General features: G+C 40.0%; 14 protein-coding genes. 6 read left to right on the forward strand and 8 right to left on the reverse strand.

The window, feature by feature from the left end:
- Positions 1 to 10: 10 nt before the first annotated feature.
- From tolQ to aspS, 7 genes are all read right to left on the reverse strand, one after another.
- Entirely contained in the window at positions 11 to 721 is a 711-nt protein-coding gene (gene tolQ, locus ABJK37_RS05965; protein WP_348351101.1) for a protein TolQ, read from the reverse strand.
- Positions 711 to 1,115, reverse strand: a complete 405-nt coding sequence (ybgC, locus tag ABJK37_RS05970; RefSeq protein WP_215932498.1) for a tol-pal system-associated acyl-CoA thioesterase — start codon at positions 1,113 to 1,115, stop codon at positions 711 to 713. Before ybgC ends, tolQ begins: the two co-directional genes overlap by 11 nt.
- Before the next feature lie 637 nt (positions 1,116 to 1,752).
- On the reverse strand, positions 1,753 to 2,760 hold the full coding sequence (gene ruvB, locus ABJK37_RS05975; RefSeq protein WP_348351104.1) for a Holliday junction branch migration DNA helicase RuvB: 1,008 nt from the start codon (positions 2,758 to 2,760) through the stop codon (positions 1,753 to 1,755).
- A 94-nt stretch (positions 2,761 to 2,854) separates the two neighbouring features.
- Positions 2,855 to 3,478, reverse strand: a complete 624-nt coding sequence (gene ruvA, locus ABJK37_RS05980) for a Holliday junction branch migration protein RuvA (RefSeq protein ID WP_348351106.1) — start codon at positions 3,476 to 3,478, stop codon at positions 2,855 to 2,857.
- Between the two features lie 62 nt (positions 3,479 to 3,540).
- Positions 3,541 to 4,062: a crossover junction endodeoxyribonuclease RuvC gene (ruvC, locus tag ABJK37_RS05985; RefSeq protein WP_348351108.1), complete on the reverse strand. Its 522-nt coding sequence runs from the start codon at positions 4,060 to 4,062 to the stop codon at positions 3,541 to 3,543.
- A gap of 42 nt (positions 4,063 to 4,104) precedes the next feature.
- A complete protein-coding gene (nudB, locus tag ABJK37_RS05990) occupies positions 4,105 to 4,554 on the reverse strand; it encodes a dihydroneopterin triphosphate diphosphatase (protein ID WP_348351109.1) in 450 nt (149 codons plus the stop codon).
- Between the two features lie 8 nt (positions 4,555 to 4,562).
- A complete protein-coding gene (gene aspS, locus ABJK37_RS05995; RefSeq protein WP_348351111.1) occupies positions 4,563 to 6,344 on the reverse strand; it encodes an aspartate--tRNA ligase in 1,782 nt (593 codons plus the stop codon).
- A gap of 180 nt (positions 6,345 to 6,524) precedes the next feature.
- Between aspS and ABJK37_RS06000 the strand changes: the two genes are divergently transcribed.
- The 6 genes from ABJK37_RS06000 (at position 6,525) to ABJK37_RS06025 (ending at position 15,300) form a co-directional block, all read left to right on the forward strand.
- Entirely contained in the window at positions 6,525 to 7,406 is an 882-nt protein-coding gene (locus tag ABJK37_RS06000; protein ID WP_348351113.1) for an ABC transporter ATP-binding protein, read from the forward strand.
- Positions 7,407 to 7,418: 12 nt separating this feature from the next.
- The gene (locus ABJK37_RS06005; protein WP_348351115.1) at positions 7,419 to 10,976 is read left to right on the forward strand and encodes a M1 family aminopeptidase; all 3,558 of its coding nucleotides are present in this window, start codon (positions 7,419 to 7,421) and stop codon (positions 10,974 to 10,976) included.
- A 215-nt stretch (positions 10,977 to 11,191) separates the two neighbouring features.
- On the forward strand, positions 11,192 to 12,430 hold the full coding sequence (locus tag ABJK37_RS06010; protein WP_348351117.1) for a CaiB/BaiF CoA-transferase family protein: 1,239 nt from the start codon (positions 11,192 to 11,194) through the stop codon (positions 12,428 to 12,430).
- Positions 12,431 to 12,555: 125 nt separating this feature from the next.
- A complete protein-coding gene (locus ABJK37_RS06015) occupies positions 12,556 to 12,972 on the forward strand; it encodes a hotdog domain-containing protein (protein WP_348351119.1) in 417 nt (138 codons plus the stop codon).
- Positions 12,973 to 13,260: 288 nt separating this feature from the next.
- Positions 13,261 to 14,046: a PEP-CTERM sorting domain-containing protein gene (locus tag ABJK37_RS06020; protein WP_348351121.1), complete on the forward strand. Its 786-nt coding sequence runs from the start codon at positions 13,261 to 13,263 to the stop codon at positions 14,044 to 14,046.
- A gap of 504 nt (positions 14,047 to 14,550) precedes the next feature.
- Positions 14,551 to 15,300, forward strand: a complete 750-nt coding sequence (locus ABJK37_RS06025) for a PRC-barrel domain-containing protein (protein WP_348351123.1) — start codon at positions 14,551 to 14,553, stop codon at positions 15,298 to 15,300.
- Positions 15,301 to 15,650: 350 nt separating this feature from the next.
- Here ABJK37_RS06025 and ABJK37_RS06030 read toward each other — a convergent pair whose 3' ends face one another.
- On the reverse strand, positions 15,651 to 16,187 hold the full coding sequence (locus ABJK37_RS06030) for a DinB family protein (protein WP_348351125.1): 537 nt from the start codon (positions 16,185 to 16,187) through the stop codon (positions 15,651 to 15,653).
- Positions 16,188 to 17,383: the final 1,196 nt, after the last annotated feature.

The following is a 17,383-nucleotide window of genomic DNA, read 5'->3' on the forward strand; positions in this document are numbered from 1 at the left end:
ATCAATCAACCTAAGAAGAGTGTTGCGCAGCGTGAGAAGAATCTGCACCTGACAACAGTGCCTGTCTATGTAAAATACTTGAAAATTCCTCCATAAAATTACCATAACTATTTTCAAGTTTTTCTACTTGGTGACTAAATCGGTTGTATGCAATCACCGCGGGAATAGCAGCAAATAACCCCATTGCGGTAGCGATCAGTGCTTCAGCTATACCTGGAGCAACCATAGCCAAAGTAGCTTGCTGCTGCCCACCTAAAGCGATAAAAGAAGTCATTATCCCCCAAACCGTCCCGAACAGCCCGATATAAGGACTGATTGAGCCAGTTGTTGCCAAAAACGGCAAACGACTTTCCAGACGATCAATTTCACGAGACAACGACACTCTCATTGCCCTTGAAGCGCCCTCCATCACTGCCTCAGCAGGTGTGTTCACATTTTTTCGAGATCGGACAAACTCTTTGAAACCGGCACAAAACATACTGGCCATGCCTTCCAAAGATTGACGCGCCGCTAATTCTTGATAAAAACGGTTAAGGTCAACTCCAGACCAAAACTTATCTTCAAACTTTTTCATTTCAGAGCGAGCAAAATTGAGGGCGCGACTGCGTTCTAATATAAATGCCCAAGAAGCAACCGATGCCGTAAATAGCAGCAACATTACCAATTGCACTAACAGGCTGGCTTCTAAAATTAAATCAATGAAAGATATATCAGATGACACGTGAAAATTCCCCTAAAATATTGTCAGGTATAGCTTGTGGTTTCATGTTGGATAAATTGACACAAGCGACTCTGATTAATGCACTGACCAAACATTGATTGTTTGGACTAATTATTATCTGTTTGAACACCAAACTAGCTCGTTTCAATTCTACTATTTCAGATTGAATACACAACAATTCATTGAAGCGAGCTGGCCCATGATTGTCCATTTCAACACGTTTGACGACAAAACCCACGGAACGTTCCAAAAGAATATCTTGTTCGATACCCATTTGCCTTAACCATTCGGTTCTTGCACGTTCCAAAAACTTAAGATAATTCGCATAATACACGATCCCACCAGCATCCGTGTCCTCGTAATACACTCGCACATTGTGACTATGTTTATTCATTGTAACGCTACTTTATTAAGATTTGAGGTGTAAAACAGTGTTTTTTATGCACTGCCATTAAAGCTAACCAATACCCATCGACTTTGAATCGTTATGCTATCAAACAATAAGTAACTGCAAACTGATTTTTTATGCTTCCGACGAAATCATTTTGTTTTCATAGACTTATAGTGACTACAACAATACGAAAAACACGTTATGGATACTTTAGATACGAATAGTTATTCACATAAATTGAACTAACATTTACTTAACTAGACAATAATAAGCAACAATAATAATAATGGTTTAAAAATCAAACAATTTGAATATTCCTTGTAAATCATGCAATTACAATTAAAAATACATTCTCTATCGATAAAAAACCAATACATACCAAATTCGCATTAGTTTTTCTAATTTCAAAATTAATTTAATTCAATTGAAGATTAAATTTAAATGGCTAGAATAGCTCTCGTTGTTTTCTGAACTGCATATTATTTTGTGTTTAAGGCGAGATGATATTGCAATGAGTTTATTTGACATGTTCCCTGGATTAATTTCCTTTAACACTAGTTGTTTGGCCCACATTGATTATGTGGGCTTTTTTTTGCCTAAATTTTCTGACAGAAACAAAGTCGAATTAAAAAAGCACTAATTAATCAACAGAATAATCTTTGCCGAAATGCAAGAACGCACGTTGCGAGGCAATTCGTCCTCGAGGAGTACGTTGCAGAAATCCTTGTTGGATTAAAAACGGTTCAATTACATCTTCAATTGTTTCCCGCTCTTCACCTATAGCTGCGGCTAGATTATCCAAACCTACTGGTCCGCCCATAAAGGTTTCAATAATTGCCAGCAGTAATTTGCGATCCATATAGTCGAGACCTTCCTTATCGACATCCAGCATGTCTAAGGCTTGACTCGCGACTTGTAGCGTGATGTTTCCGTCGGATCTGACTTCTGCAAAATCTCTGACGCGGCGCAATAGCCGATTACTGATACGCGGCGTGCCCCTAGAACGTTTCGCAATTTCAATTGCCCCATCTTCTTGCATAGCCAAATTTAAATAACTAGCCGAGCGATTAACGATCTGGGTCAGATCTTTAATGTTATAAAATTCGAGTCGCTGCACTATGCCAAAACGATCTCTAAGAGGAGAGGTTAACGACCCCGCTCTTGTGGTAGCACCAATTAAAGTAAAAGGAGGAAGCTCTAATTTTATTGAACGAGCGGCGGGTCCCTCGCCTATCATAATGTCGAGTTGATAATCTTCCATTGCGGGATAGAGAATTTCTTCCACCACAGAACTAAGACGATGAATTTCGTCAATAAACAATACGTCGTTTTCTTCAAGATTAGTCAACAAGGCCGCTAAGTCACCGGCTTTTTCAAGAACGGGCCCAGACGTGGTTTTAATATTGACACCCATCTCGTTTGCCACAATATTAGCTAAAGTGGTTTTGCCTAAACCGGGCGGGCCAAAAATTAACAAATGATCAAGCGCGTCACTACGCTTTTTTGCCGCTTCAATAAATATTTCCATTTGCGAACATACATGATCTTGCCCAGTATAATCGGCCAACATTTTTGGACGAATAGCGCGATCAATCACTTCATCTTCATGGCTTGCGGTAGGTTTAACTATGCGGTCGGCTTCAATCATTTTTATTCGTTAATCATGGTATTAGTGTTTTTTTATACAGTATCAAATTTATCACTACACGTCTTTAAAAGTCGTATTAATTATATTGCTGTTGTTATCCCATCGCTCGTAAGGACTCACGAATAAGCTGTTCACTACTCATCTCTTCTTTAAATACAGAATTGATTATTTTACTGGCAATTGCTGCTTTATATCCCAACGCAACCAAAGCACTTAGCGCTTCTTCTTTTGAATCAGTGCGCTGTACAAAGGTATTTTCAACCGGTAAGTCTGGCGTTAAGTGTACGGTTTCGGCATAACCTTGGTCTTTTGCTAATTTACTTAACCTATCGCGCATTTCGATGACTAACCGCTCTGCAGTTTTTTTGCCTACACCAGGGAGTTTTGTTAAACCTGTGACATCTTCAATGCTTACACATTGCATAAATTGTTGTGCATTCATACCAGATAAAATAGTTAAAGCTAATTTAGGGCCTACACCACTTGCTTTAATTAACTCACGAAACACTGCGCGTTCTTGTTTATTCGCAAAACCAAATAACAATTGGGCGTCTTCTCGCACCACAAAATGAATACATAAATTGGCTTCCTGTCCAATCTCAGGTAACTGATAGAAACTGGTCATGGGTACTTGTACTTCATACCCCACCCCACCCGCTTCGATTAATATTTCTGGCGGTTGTTTTTCAAGTAATGTACCGCGAATGTTACCTATCATTGTTTTTCCTTGTGTTTCAAATCCAGCGCTAACCTAAAATAGTTTTGATGATGTCAGAGGAACTAACGCAATCTTCCACGTACCGTTTTAGAGGCTTGGCCAGACATCTTAATCAGACTTTGCTGTGTATGATTGTGACAAAGTGCCACCGCAAGCGCATCGGCAGCATCCGCTTGAGGTTTAGCTGCGAGTCCTAACAAATAGGTCACCATATGCTGAACTTGCGATTTATCTGCGCTACCTTTTCCTACTACAGATTGTTTAATCTGCCTCGCTGAATATTCGGCTACTGGTAAGTCGAACGCCGTAGCTGCAACAATTGCCGCACCTCTTGCTTGGCCTAACTTGAGCGCTGAGTCAGGATTCTTAGCCATAAAGACCTGTTCAATCGCGAACTCGGTAGGTTGGAATTGGTGAATAATTTCGCTCACCCCATCGAATATTTGTTTTAACCTAGAAGCAAGCTCATCCCCCTGAACACGAATACATCCACTACCAATGTATGCAGATTTCTGACCGGATTTTTTTATCACACCATAACCTGTTATCCGCGAACCGGGATCAATACCTAAAATAATCGACATAACGGCCCACCTATAATTGCTGTTTTGGTTTCTGCAATGGTTTTAACCTTTAACATCGGGCACGTACAAAGCAATAGCTTCACGGTTAGTATCAGACCAAACTTTTTCCATGGCAGTGATTTTATCTAACCAAAAATAAGCGGAATGTTCTGTCAAATAAACACTTTGGTCATTTGACACTTCAACGGCAAACACATGTTCAGTATTAAAGGCAGTGTTGGGAGGATAACGGTGTTTCCACTTATCGCGGATTTCATATGTATTAATTTTTTGACAGTCTATGAGCTGATAACCATCTTTTGAAATATCGATGCCCGTTTCTTCAAACACTTCACGCAAAGCCGTTTCATAAGGTTTTTCGTTTATCTCGAGGGTACCGGTAACCGATTGCCAAAACGCTGGATCATCATTACGCTGCATCACCAACACCTGCCCTAACTGGTTGTAAACAACCGTCAGGGCAGATTCTGGGATGCGAAAGCTAACACTCACAGTAATAATTAATCAGCTTTGTTTTCTTCGGTTTTCTTTTCAATCACAGTTTGAATAGACAACTCTTTCAATTGTTCTGGATTAGCTTCACCCGGTGCACTTGTCAGAGGGCACGCTGCAGTAGTGGTTTTAGGGAATGCCATCACGTCTCGAATTGAAGTCGCGCCAGTCATCAACATAACCAGACGGTCTAAACCAAAAGCTAAACCAGCGTGCGGCGGTGCACCAAATTTAAGGGCTTCTAGTAAGAATCCAAACTTCATTTCAGCTTCTTCATCACTAATACCTAACAACGAAAACACTTTGGCTTGCATGTCTTGGTTATGAATACGTACCGAACCACCACCAAGCTCACAGCCATTTAATACCATATCGTAGGCATTTGATAAGGCGCCCGCCGGGTTAGCCGCTAACTCGTCAGGTGTCATATCACGAGGCGCAGTAAACGGGTGATGCAATGCATAAAATTCGCCATCTACTTCTTCAAACATAGGGAAATCCACTACCCATAAAGGTTTCCATTCACCTTCAAGCAATTCTAAGTCTTCACCTAGTTTTAATCTCAGTGCACCTAGGGCTTCTGTCACCACTGTATTTGTGTCTGCACCGAACAATAGAATATCGCCGCTTTGTGCATCTGCGCGTTCAACAATACCTTTTGCCACATCTTCAGTTAAGAATTTAAGGATGGGAGATTGTAAACCTTCCATGCCTGCGTCAAGATCGTTGATTTTCATCCATGCTAGGCCTTTAGCACCATAAATTCCTACAAACTTACCGTAGTCATCAATTTGTTTACGAGATAACTTAGCCCCGCCCGGTACTCGGATTACTGCGACTCGACCTTTAGGATCATTTGCTGGCCCAGAAAATACTTTAAATTCAACGTTTTTAAGTAAATCGGCAACATCCGTCAATTCGAGGGGATTACGCAAATCAGGCTTGTCACTGCCAAAACGACGCATTGCATCGGCATAAGTCATGCTAGGGAATTCGCCTAAATCAACATTCAGCATTTTTTGAAATAAGTCCCGCACTAAACCTTCAGTAATTGACATCACACCTTCAGCATCTAAGAAGGTAGTTTCGATATCGATTTGAGTAAACTCTGGCTGACGGTCGGCGCGTAAATCCTCATCACGGAAACACTTAACGATTTGATAGTACTTATCCATACCCGACATCATCAACAATTGTTTAAACAATTGTGGAGACTGAGGTAACGCAAAAAACTGACCTTTATGAGTACGACTAGGCACTAAATAATCTCGCGCGCCTTCAGGTGTAGCTTTAGTTAATATTGGCGTTTCGATATCTAAGAAACCATCGTTTTCAAGGTAGCTACGCACACTACTGGTAACTTTCGCTCTAAACTTCAAGCGATCGCTCATTAACGGACGGCGTAAGTCTAAATAACGATATTTTAAGCGTTGTTCTTCTGAGTTTTCTTGATTCCAATCAAGGGGTAATGCCGCAGCTTTATTTAGAATAGTTAAAGACTTACCTAACATTTCGATTTCGCCGGTGGACATATCTTTGTTCACCTGACCTTCAGGTCGTGGACGAACCAAGCCGCTTAACTGCACGCAAAATTCATTACGTAAACTATTTGCGGTATCAAATATCTCGGCTAAATCAGGGTCAAATACAACTTGAACCACACCCTCGCGATCACGCAGGTCAATAAAGATTACCCCGCCTAAGTCACGACGACGATTTACCCAACCACACAAGGTGACTGTTTGCCCGATATAAGATGAATTGATATTGCCACAATAGTCTGTGCGCATGAAAAACGACCTCTAAAAACGTAAACACTGATGAAAAATTAAGGCCGCGTAGTATATACCGGATCAGCACTCTCCTAAATTAAATTCTCGTTTTTAGTAATAAAATGTTGCTTCTATAGACTAAGTATTGCGAATTCTGCATATTTACAGCGACAAAAAATTAAAATCAGGGAATTAAGCATGCTAAAAATAAAAAATATATCAAAAACTTACGACAACGGCGTAAAAGCGCTTAACAATGTTAATTTAGACATCCCTAAGGGAATGTTTGGACTACTTGGTCCTAATGGAGCGGGTAAATCGAGTTTGATGCGTACCATAGCCACCTTACAGCAAGCGGATACTGGCAGTATCCAGTTCGACAACATAGATGTACTCACCCAACCCAATGAATTACGGCAACGACTCGGATACTTACCTCAAGACTTTGGTGTTTACCCGCGCATAAGTGCCTATGAGTTATTAGATCATTTAGCTATATTGAAAGGCATTGCCAATAAAGGCGAACGCAAAGAAGCGGTAGATGGTTTGTTAGCGCACACCAATTTATTTCAGCACAGAAAAAAAGCAGTTAGCGGTTTTTCTGGCGGAATGCGCCAACGTTTCGGTATCGCTCAAGCTTTGTTAGGGGACCCAGATCTGCTGATAGTAGATGAACCTACGGCAGGACTCGATCCTGAAGAGCGCAATCGCTTTCATAACTTGTTAGTCACCTTAGGTGAAGAAAAAGTCATTATTTTATCCACTCATATAGTGGATGACGTATCGGAGCTGTGCCCCAATATGGCAGTGTTAGGCAATGGTCAAATTTTACTTCAAGGCAATCCTTTAGATGTGACGGCTGATTTAAACGGTCAAATTTGGCGCAAAACTGTGTCTATTGAAGAAGCAGTCATTCTAGAAAATACCTTACCTGTTATATCCAAACGTTTATTCGCTGGGCGCACAGTATTACACGTGCTGGCACCTGATGCCCCAGAAGGGTTCGAAACGGCCCCTGCGACGTTAGAAGATGTGTACTTTTCTACCTTACACAATTCTCGTTCGACTCAAGCAGCCTAAGGAAACACTGATATGTTTACTAAAATGTTAGGGTTTGAATGGCGCTACTTTACTCGCCAGCCCTCTTTTATCGTGACCTGTTTGGTCTTCTTTTTATTGCCATTTTTAGCCATCACAATTGACCAAGTGCAAATTGGCTCTGGCGGAAACGTATTGTTTAACAGCCCTTTTGCTGTGACTCAGATTATGTTGATTTTGAGTATTTTCTCGATGTTTATGGTGGTTAACTTTGTAGCCAATACTGCCACTCGAAATCAAACGTCGATGATGGCTGAAATTATCTTAACTAAACCTATAAAACCACTACCCTATAATCTTGGGCGATTTTTCGGTGCCTACCTTATTTGTCTAGTGGTGTTTGCCATGGTTCCTTTTGGTAGTTTTATGGGTAGCTTAATGCCTTGGGTAGATCAAGAGCGAATCGGTCCAAATAGTTTAATGATGTATCTGACACCTTTCGTGATTTTTTCTGCCAGCACTATTTTTGTGTTTGCAGCTCTATTTTATGCCGCCGCCACTAAATTTAAGAGCGTCATGGCAGTGTACATATGTGCCATGGGATTGTTCATCTTATATGCGGTAGCAGGGCAAGTATTTAACGAACCTGAACAGCGCACTGTTCGCGCTTTACTCGACCCTTTTGGTCTAAGGGCATTCGGTGAATACTCACGTTATTGGACGTCTTTTGAAAAAAATTCATTGGTTCCTGTCTTTGACGGCATGATATTGCAGAACAGGTTATTATGGTTAGGCATAGGGGCATTTATCCTATTTGTGGCGGGAGGACTATTTAAACCGCTTAATTTAACTAGTTTTACATTTAAGAAAAAAGCCAAGAAAGAAAAAATTGATGTCATTCCTACAAACAATAATATCAAGGTAAAAGCCTCCAAAAATAACGGATTGGCGCAATTTGTTACACGTACAAAATTTGAAATTCGACAAGTATTTTTAAGCCCAGCCTTTTTAATATTATTGATATTTTCGGCTTTTCAATTAATCGCTAATTTTTTCCAGATTGATGGCATGTTTGGTACCCCTAATTGGCCACTCACTCAAACCTTAGTGGAATTAATTATGGGTTCATTTTCACTGATGACCATCATTATTATCACTTACTACACCGCTGAAGTGGTTTGGCGTGAACGCTCAGTTGGTATGGGCGATATAGTTGACAGTATGCCGGTTCAGAATGTGACTTTTTGGCTATCAAAATTATTGGCAGTTATGCTGGTGATTGTGAGCTTACACCTAGTTGGCATGTTCGCCGCTATCATCAATCAACTCTTATCAGGTTATGAAAATATAGAATTTAGCCAATACCTGATTAGTTTGTTGTTTTTTGGAGCCTTGCCTTGGTGTTTGCTGACTATATTAGCGTTTTTTATTCAGGCACTAAGCCCAAATAAATATATCGGCATGTTAGTTTTTGTTGGCTATTTCTTTGTGTCTTTAGCATTCAGCCAACTTGGAATTGAACACAATATGTTCAACTTCGCCGCAGGACCAATGCTGCAATATTCGGATCTCAATGGCTACGGCTGGTTTATCCAATCTCATAGCTGGTTTATGTTGTACTGGAGTGCCTTAGCGATAGTGCTTGGCATTATCAGCTATGGAATGTGGCAACGCGGACCACAAACCTCGGTTAAACATCGTCTGCGTTTACTCAGTTATCATATAGGTAATACTGGCAAAAGTGCTGCGGCCGCAGCCTTAGTGATATTTTTGGCCAGCGGTGCCTACATTCATTACAACACTAAAGTATTGAATCAATTCTATGGACAGGATGAGCTTTTAAATCTCCAAGCCGATTACGAAAAAGAGTATGTTGAGTTTCGTGATGCGCCTATGCCTACAATTGTTAGCGTTGACGCTGCTGTGGATATATTCCCTGCCAAAAGACGTATCGAGGCTGAGGTTAAAATTGAAGTTATCAATCGTACGTCAACTCCCATAAAACGATTTTTGGTGAATTTGCCCCGTTATTCTTCAGTCACAGATGTAGCAATACAAGGTGGCGAATTGGGCAATATCAATTCCAAATACAACCTAGCTTGGTTTGAATTTTCCGAACCTATGATGCCTGATGAACAACGTACTGGCTTATTGACTGTGGTTCGCGAACATAACGGATTTAAGAATAGCGGTGAAGACACCACTTTGGTCAAAAACGGCACCTTTATTGATAACTTTAGTCTGCTACCATTTTTTGGTTTCAACACTTCATATCAAATAACTGACCAGCACGAAAGGCGTAAACGGGATCTCGAACCTCTACAACGAGCTTATAAATTAGAAGACAGTAGCCGCTATAACGAGAGTTTCTTTGGCAAAGGTGTAGAGTTTATTGATTTTAGTGCCACGCTTTCTACTAGCGAAGATCAATTTGCCATAGCACCAGGTTACCTTCAAAAGGAATGGAAACAGGACGGTCGCAACTATTATCGCTATGAAATGGACGCGCCAATGGTCAACTTTTTCAGCATTATGTCTTCTGAACTAAACAGTAAAAAAGTACAGCATGCTGGGATCAATATCGAAGTTTACCATCACTCCGATCATCACTGGAATGTTGACCGCATGATTGAAGCGAGTAGTGATTCCCTCGACTATTTCCAAGCAGTTTTTAGCCCATACCAACATAAACAGTTAAGGATCATTGAATTTCCTGGATACCGCAGTTTTGCGCAAAGTTTTGCCAATACCGTGCCCTATTCTGAAAAAATAGGTTTTATCACTGACTTACGTAATCCCGAAGACATCGATCCTGTTTATTACATTACTGCCCACGAAGTGGCGCACCAATGGTGGGGCCATCAACTCAACGCTGCAAATGTGCAAGGTAGCGCAATACTGTCCGAAACGTTATCTCAATATAGCGCATTGATGGTGATGAAGAAAAAGTATGGAGAAACCCGATTACGTCAATTCCTTACCTATGAATTAGACCGGTATTTGCGAGGACGCAGTACCGAGCGAATTGAAGAAATGCCACTACTTCGGGCTGAAAACCAACAGTACATTCACTACCAAAAAGGATCTATCGTTATGATGGCCTTGGAGAATAAACTAGGTGAAGAGCGTCTTAATTTAGCCTTAAAGGGATTGCTAAATGAGTTTCAATATCGTGAAGACTTGTACCCTACAACTTTAGATTTAGTAAGGTACCTGAACATCGATGCAAACGCTGACGAACGAGCTTATATTAAAGACTTATTTGAGCAAATCACCATTTACGATTTGCGTGCCAAAGAAGTAACTAAAGAAGAGCTTGAAGACGGAAAAGTGAAAGTAATGTTAACCGTATCCGCACAACAGTTTAGTGCAGATGGTAAAGGTCAAGAAACAGAACAACCTTTTGATAAAGAGGTAGAAATAGCTTTGTTTAGTGAAGACCCAAATAATTTCGCAGCAGAAAACAAAGTGATTTATCAAGGACTTCACGCCATTAAAAGCGGTGAAACTGTGATCGAATTAACGGTAGACGAAATGCCTAACTTTGCTGGTATTGACCCCTTTGTGCGGTTTATCGACCGTGATACAGGTAACAATATCATCAAATTATAACGATACTTTTTTAAGCCAAGCCCTCTTTATTGAGGGCTTTTTTTTTGGAGCAGAGTTGATGACAACAAAGGTTGTCACTCATAGATATCGTTAACACTTGCTATTGTTTATTGAAATGAACCATCGCTAGATAAACAAGTTTCCTAGCGAATTTACGACCCAAAGCGTAAGTTCTATATGATATCTTAGCGACACAAAACTTTTTAGAGCACTCTATGTCTTCACCACTTTTGTCTTCACCACTTTCTCATATCCGCGTTCTTGAGCTTAGTCGCATTTTGGCTGGACCATGGTCCGGACAACTGTTGGCTGATTTAGGGGCAGAAGTCATTAAAGTAGAAAAACCATTTGAGGGTGATGATACTCGACGCTGGGGTCCCCCTTTTTTTAAAAACCAACAAGGAGAGAACACAACAGAATCGGCTTATTTCCTATCAGCCAATCGCGGTAAACGTTCTATCACTGTTGATATTAGACAGCCACGAGGTCAAGAGATTATTCATCAATTAATTGCTAGCTGCGACGTATTAATCGAAAACTTCAAAGTAGGCACTTTAGAAAAATACCGTCTTGATTATGAAAGTTTATCGTCGCTCAACCCAAGGTTGATATATTGCTCAATAACAGGCTTTGGACAAGATGGTCCATATGCCAAAAGAGCTGGATACGACTTTTTGTTACAAGGAATGGGGGGATTGATGAGTGTAACCGGAGAACCCGACCATTTGCCCGGCGGTGGCCCTCAAAAAGTTGGTGTGGCTTTAACAGATATTCTTACCGGTATGTATGCCACTACAGCCATCCAAGCTGCCATAATAGAGCGTGAGAAATCGGGGTTAGGTCAATATATCGACTTAGCTCTGCTTGACGTGCAAGTGGCTAGTTTAGCTAACCAAAGCATGAACTACTTAGTTAGTCAAAATATCCCCAAGCGTATGGGTAATGCTCACCCTAATATCGTACCCTACCAAACTTTTAAAACTCTCGATGGCTTTATTATTTTAACGATCGGCAACGACTCTCAATTTGCAGACTTTTGCAAAGTGGCACAATGCCAAACACTAGTTCAGGATCCGCGATTTTCAACCAATCAAGCAAGAGTGCAAAACAGAGAAATTGTGATTGAGCAATTGGCGGAGATTATCAAAGCAAAAAACAGTGATTTTTGGTTACAACAACTCGAAATGTTAGGGGTGCCCTGTGGTCCGATTAATGACATTGCTGAAACTTTCGACAATCCACAAATCAAACACCGAAACATGGCCAATGAACTCAAACACCCGAAAAATGGCAAAGTACCAACAGTGTCGAATCCAATTAATTTCTCGCGCACCCCTATAACCTACCATCTAGCCCCTCCAAGCTTAGGGGAACACACTGAGGCGGTGTTAACCGAATTATTAGGCTACGACACTAAGAGCATTACTGATTTACAGCAATCAAAAATCATATGATCCTATTGGGTCATTCGAATCGCTGCCAACCCCATGAATCTATCTTAGATTGAAGCATTAATTCTAAGATCTTTAGTTTGCGTTATATAATTGCCAACCAGTTTTAATTATTTTTAAGGAAAACCATGCGTTTTTTATCTCGCCGATTAGTCATGCCCAATGATTTGAACTATGCCAATGCATTATTTGGCGGTCGCGCTTTGGAATGGATTGATGAAGAGGCCGCCATTTATGCTATTTGTCAGTTAGAAACAAATTACCTAGTGACAAAACATATAGGTGAAATTAACTTTGAATCGCCTGCTGCTCAAGGTGACGTAGTAGAGTTTGGATTAGAGACCAAAAGTGTCGGCAAAACTTCCATTACAGTATCTTGCTTAGTTCGCAATAAAGCGACTAAAAATACAATCTGTTTCGCCGATGACATAGTGTTTGTGCAAGTCGATCCTGATTCCAAAAGACCGGTCGCTCATGGGAAAACAATGCAACAACTAGTAGCGCAAACAGAGCAAGAGATCAGTAGCTTGAATATTAAGGAATAGACTGTATTGATTGACCAGACCACGTCCTAGGTCGTTTTGAGGTAAAGCTAAAAGCCGAGGTCCTGCAGGGCCTCAATAAAACAAGATTCCTTTTTATTTAAACTCAAACCGTCAACATATTTTACAACTCATTAACAAAAAACAAACGCAAAACTCCAACCCTTTGAAAAATAGTTATTTAAATTTCATGGTGTATTTTTTGCTTATTGATTAAGTTGAAAAATATCATAGGTCTCAGTTAAGTAGTCTTTGACTTTAATTCGCAATTAAAAAGCTAAAGGAAATACAATGAAAAAAATTATAATTGCTGGGTTACTTTTGGCGAGTACATTGTCAGCTACCGCATCTGCGGGTCTTTTATTTGACCAAGACGTAACTAATAATATTATCTTCGGTAGTGGAAACCTCAATGGTGGTTTTACTATAGAACAAGCAAATGGCATCGAGCTAGGCCTACGCGGAAAACTAAGACACAATGCTGCGGGAGCTCCCGAAAACACCTTTAATAGTAATGGTGACGGAACTTATAGTTTTGGTGCTGGTGTTGCTCCGACTCAAAGCTCGCCCACTGCAGTGTGGAGTTTCGAGTGGTCAATCAATTCAAATTTTGATGGAACTGGCGGCGCTTTAAGTGAGTTTACCTATCTATTAGGAATTGATATTGATCCTTCAGCAAACGCCACATTTTTTAATTTTGACCCAATTAATGGCATTAATCCTAACAATGGGACTGTTTTTTGGGACCATGCAGTTGGTGATAACACTACGGGAAACGGCGCGGGCGATGTAGCAGCAGATGCAAGCGAATACTCTACCCTGATATCTGCCAACAACCTGGCACAAAACTCATGGAAAGCGCATTGGTTTTTTGGCCCAGGATTTGATCCAACCCTAGATGCAACTTACGATATTTCATTGACCGCATTTGATGCTAACGGCGGACTAGCAGCATTAACATCGATACAGATTATTGTAGGAGCTGGTGCAACTGAAGTGACAGAGCCAGAAACCATGGCACTATTACTGATTGGTTTACTAGGCTTAGCAGCACGTAAAAAGCGTGTAAAACAGTAGTTTTTTAAAGCTTGTCCAGGTATTTAAAAGCGCCAAATGGCGCTTTTTCATTAAACATCCAATAAAACAATCGCCAATAAAAAATATTCTCCCGCTTAAACGTCATTAATATAGAGATGATATGCTAGGTGGCAGTGAAAAATTTTCGCAGATAGGACCTGTCACTCAAGAATTAGAATACTCGTGACTCAAGTTAAAAGTCGCTTCTAAGCAATTGCTCAACCATTGTGATTCACACGCTCACCTGAACACTATCTTACACCTAACCATTGAGAAAATGTTGCAGACTAGTTTGTAGTTTTTACTCACTTTTAGCCACTTTTACTCACTTAGTAAATGCTTTTATCAGCATCATTAACGCAAATAGCCATTATTAGCTGCGCGGTATGAATTTATCGCGGCTGGCATACAGGTTGTAGAATTGATGTTGTATTAGTGATTCCAATTTGAATCTACTTTCTCTGATACAAGAAGGTCTATTACAGATAGCAAAAGGAGAAACTTATGTTAGTGAGTTTGAAAGAATTAAAAGGTAGCCAAATTTCTGCGTTAGATGGCAATATTGGTGAAGTTGAAGATGTCTATTTTGATGATAGAAATTGGATTATTCGCTTTTTAGTGGTCGATACTAGCCCATGGATTCCCCTAAGCCAACGTACTCTAATTACTCCAATCGCTCTAAAAGAATATAATGATGAAGATAGTGAACTTGAAGTTTATATCAGTAAACAAATGGTCAAGGACAGTCCAAAATTAGAAGAACATCAAACTGTTTCTCGTCAATTTGAAGTAAGTTACTTCGACTATTTTGGATATGGTTATTATTGGTTAGGAGCAAATTCATGGGGTGACTATGCCTATCCTACCGCTTTAGCTAGCCAAGGGACGCAACTATTAAATGCGGAAGTCGAACACGAATTACAAACAGAGAATCATTTGCGTTCTGCTGAGGAAATCATTAGGTACGGAATTGATGCCAAAGATGGCAAAAAGGGGCACGTCAAAGATATGATTTGGGATACTTGCACGTGGTCGCTGCGATATTTAGTGATTGATACCCGAGATTGGTTTCTGGGTGGTAAAAAAGTATTAGTATCACCAGCTCAACTTATTAACTTGAGCTGGGAAAATCAAGCCGTTAGTTGCAACATCAAGCTAGAACAGATTAGAGATTGCCCTGAATATGAACCGGACAAACTTAATCAACACCAATATTTAGAGTCGGTTGAAAACAAGTTGCAAGTTAACCAGTAAAACGTATACATCGGTGAATTTGGCTAGAATCAGGTGCCTTGCTCTTTTAACTAGGGCGAGGTATTCCCCTATCGGTTTTTACACACTCAATTGCACCGCTACACTAATACGTTTGCCATATGAAGTTACGTATTAGGTAACCTAAACTCGGGATAAGCCATACCGTCCAGCACCGCTATTATTGCGCCTATCTTCGTTGAACTTGCTCTCAATAGCTGGCTATTGAGAGCAAGTTCGCCTTGATAAACACAATAATATCAGCACTGGATGCATTAAATTGGCGGCTAGATAAATAGTAAGATTATAACCTATTGTTTTTATTAGATTGACTTTATAGGACGCGGCACGTCTTAACCCGAGCTCAGGTTAGGTATTTCCAAAAGTAAGTCGGTCACTCCAATATCGATGTTCATTTGGTTAAACAAGGCACTCACCTGCCCTCTGTGATGTGTTTGATGATTGAAAAAGTGCAGCATTAATAACTTAAGCGACTTTGTGGATTGAACTCCCCTAAAGTTCGAATAGGTTAAACTTGTCCTTAACGCAGTTGCATCAATTTCTCGCGTATAGGCCAAAATACAATCATCTAAAGACTTTCTTAACTGATGTAGTTGTACTAAATCATCATAAATTATTGAACTCAGTCTGGGTGGTTGTGGGAGTTCGCGAACCAACTCTAGACTTGTAAAGTGAAGCGGATGCTGTGCAAAACGTTTTAGCCAACTAATATCCCCCACCACAATATGATTAAGAGTAGCGATGATAGAGCCAAAATAAATCCCTCTATTTTCGTTTAATTGAGTTCTATCTAACTTACTCGCTAAATCATAAAACTGTTGATTCATGCGAGCATTATATTTAGCGTAGGTTTCGAATATAAGTTTCATTGCTCACCCTTGGACTTTAAATAACATTGAGTTGAGGTGCATTTAGAATTGCCCCACCAATAATCGTTTTTTGAGTTATCGTTTTTGAGTTTTGACTGCAACTTTAAAAGCTACAGGGGCAAATTAGTTGACTGTTATTTTTGTTGTTGCCTAGTTGTAGGTAAATCATTACAAATGTCGCAAGCGATGTTTTTACGAAAATTATAAGCCCTGCGAATGGCAAATATAGCAATGGTAATTAAAGACCAAATAACACCAAACGCTATTGAATAGGAAACAGTTTGGCCTTTTAAATACTGTACTCCAGTCAGTAAACTGAAGATGATTGGTAAAGCTATACAATACTGCAGCAGCCACTTTCTAACCGGCATTTTATGTCCTTTTTTACTTTTAACTTATTGAACGTCGACTAAGAATTAACCTCAACACAGTTAAGTTCTATTAGTGCTTTTGGCCTAAGTAGCAATGATTTTTATCCTCCCTACTTAGGATACCCAACTAGCCAATGCATTTCCTTTTATAGTCAATAACCGACCCGCAATCTGTCATTAAACTAATTGAACAACTTCTATTGAAAAGCCGATTAGTGCCAATACCAGACCCACACCACCTACCGAATTGCCCCTGCCTAATACAACTCCTAACCGTACAAGCGCTTTGCTTATTCCTAAAATAACAAAAACTAGCAAAGTAAAAACACTAAAAAGTATGTTTGCAACCAGAAGCATTGATTGGTCCCAAATCGATAGGGCTATAACGGATACAACCCAAAATAAAATGTAACTTCCTATCCACAGGATCGGATTCTTCATAAACTTAGGTTTAGTTGCTTCAAATGTAGCTTTAAGGTTTTCTGATAACCTCGGGAAATAGAGTTCAACGGCAATTAACGCCAGCCCGATGAGTTCAATTACGATCGCTATCCACTGTACTAGTCTGTTGAAATCGATGTTTATCTCCTTAATGACAAATTTAGGTTTTTATTAGAGGTAGCGTCTTGTTGAGTATATCTAGGTTAGATACCAAGTAAGAATTAGAAACCCTGACAGCGTAGCGAAGTTTTGTACATATGTTAAGCGCGACAAGTTTTTTCGTTTCTTAATGTTGAATGCTACTGGCTGACTCTCCCAATCTAACGGGTTGGTTCTAATGACAAATATCTAATAAAGCTATGGTCGACCACAAATATGCATATT

It is taken from the genome of Paraglaciecola sp. (genome assembly GCF_039964565.1).
Lineage (GTDB): Bacteria > Pseudomonadota > Gammaproteobacteria > Enterobacterales > Alteromonadaceae > Paraglaciecola.

Bases quoted from the DNA above. Each gene is read 5' to 3' on its own strand.
- ybgC (WP_215932498.1), bottom strand. From the start codon at position 1,115: ATGAATAAACATAGTCACAATGTGCGAGTGTATTACGAGGACACGGAT.
- ruvB (WP_348351104.1), bottom strand. From the start codon at position 2,760: ATGATTGAAGCCGACCGCATAGTTAAACCTACCGCAAGCCATGAAGAT.
- ruvA (WP_348351106.1), bottom strand. From the start codon at position 3,478: ATGATAGGTAACATTCGCGGTACATTACTTGAAAAACAACCGCCAGAA.
- ruvC (WP_348351108.1), bottom strand. From the start codon at position 4,062: ATGTCGATTATTTTAGGTATTGATCCCGGTTCGCGGATAACAGGTTAT.
- aspS (WP_348351111.1), bottom strand. From the start codon at position 6,344: ATGCGCACAGACTATTGTGGCAATATCAATTCATCTTATATCGGGCAA.
- ABJK37_RS06000 (WP_348351113.1), top strand. From the start codon at position 6,525: ATGCTAAAAATAAAAAATATATCAAAAACTTACGACAACGGCGTAAAA.
- ABJK37_RS06005 (WP_348351115.1), top strand. From the start codon at position 7,419: ATGTTTACTAAAATGTTAGGGTTTGAATGGCGCTACTTTACTCGCCAG.
- ABJK37_RS06010 (WP_348351117.1), top strand. From the start codon at position 11,192: ATGTCTTCACCACTTTTGTCTTCACCACTTTCTCATATCCGCGTTCTT.
- ABJK37_RS06015 (WP_348351119.1), top strand. From the start codon at position 12,556: ATGCGTTTTTTATCTCGCCGATTAGTCATGCCCAATGATTTGAACTAT.
- ABJK37_RS06020 (WP_348351121.1), top strand. From the start codon at position 13,261: ATGAAAAAAATTATAATTGCTGGGTTACTTTTGGCGAGTACATTGTCA.
- ABJK37_RS06025 (WP_348351123.1), top strand. From the start codon at position 14,551: ATGTTAGTGAGTTTGAAAGAATTAAAAGGTAGCCAAATTTCTGCGTTA.
- ABJK37_RS06030 (WP_348351125.1), bottom strand. From the start codon at position 16,187: ATGAAACTTATATTCGAAACCTACGCTAAATATAATGCTCGCATGAAT.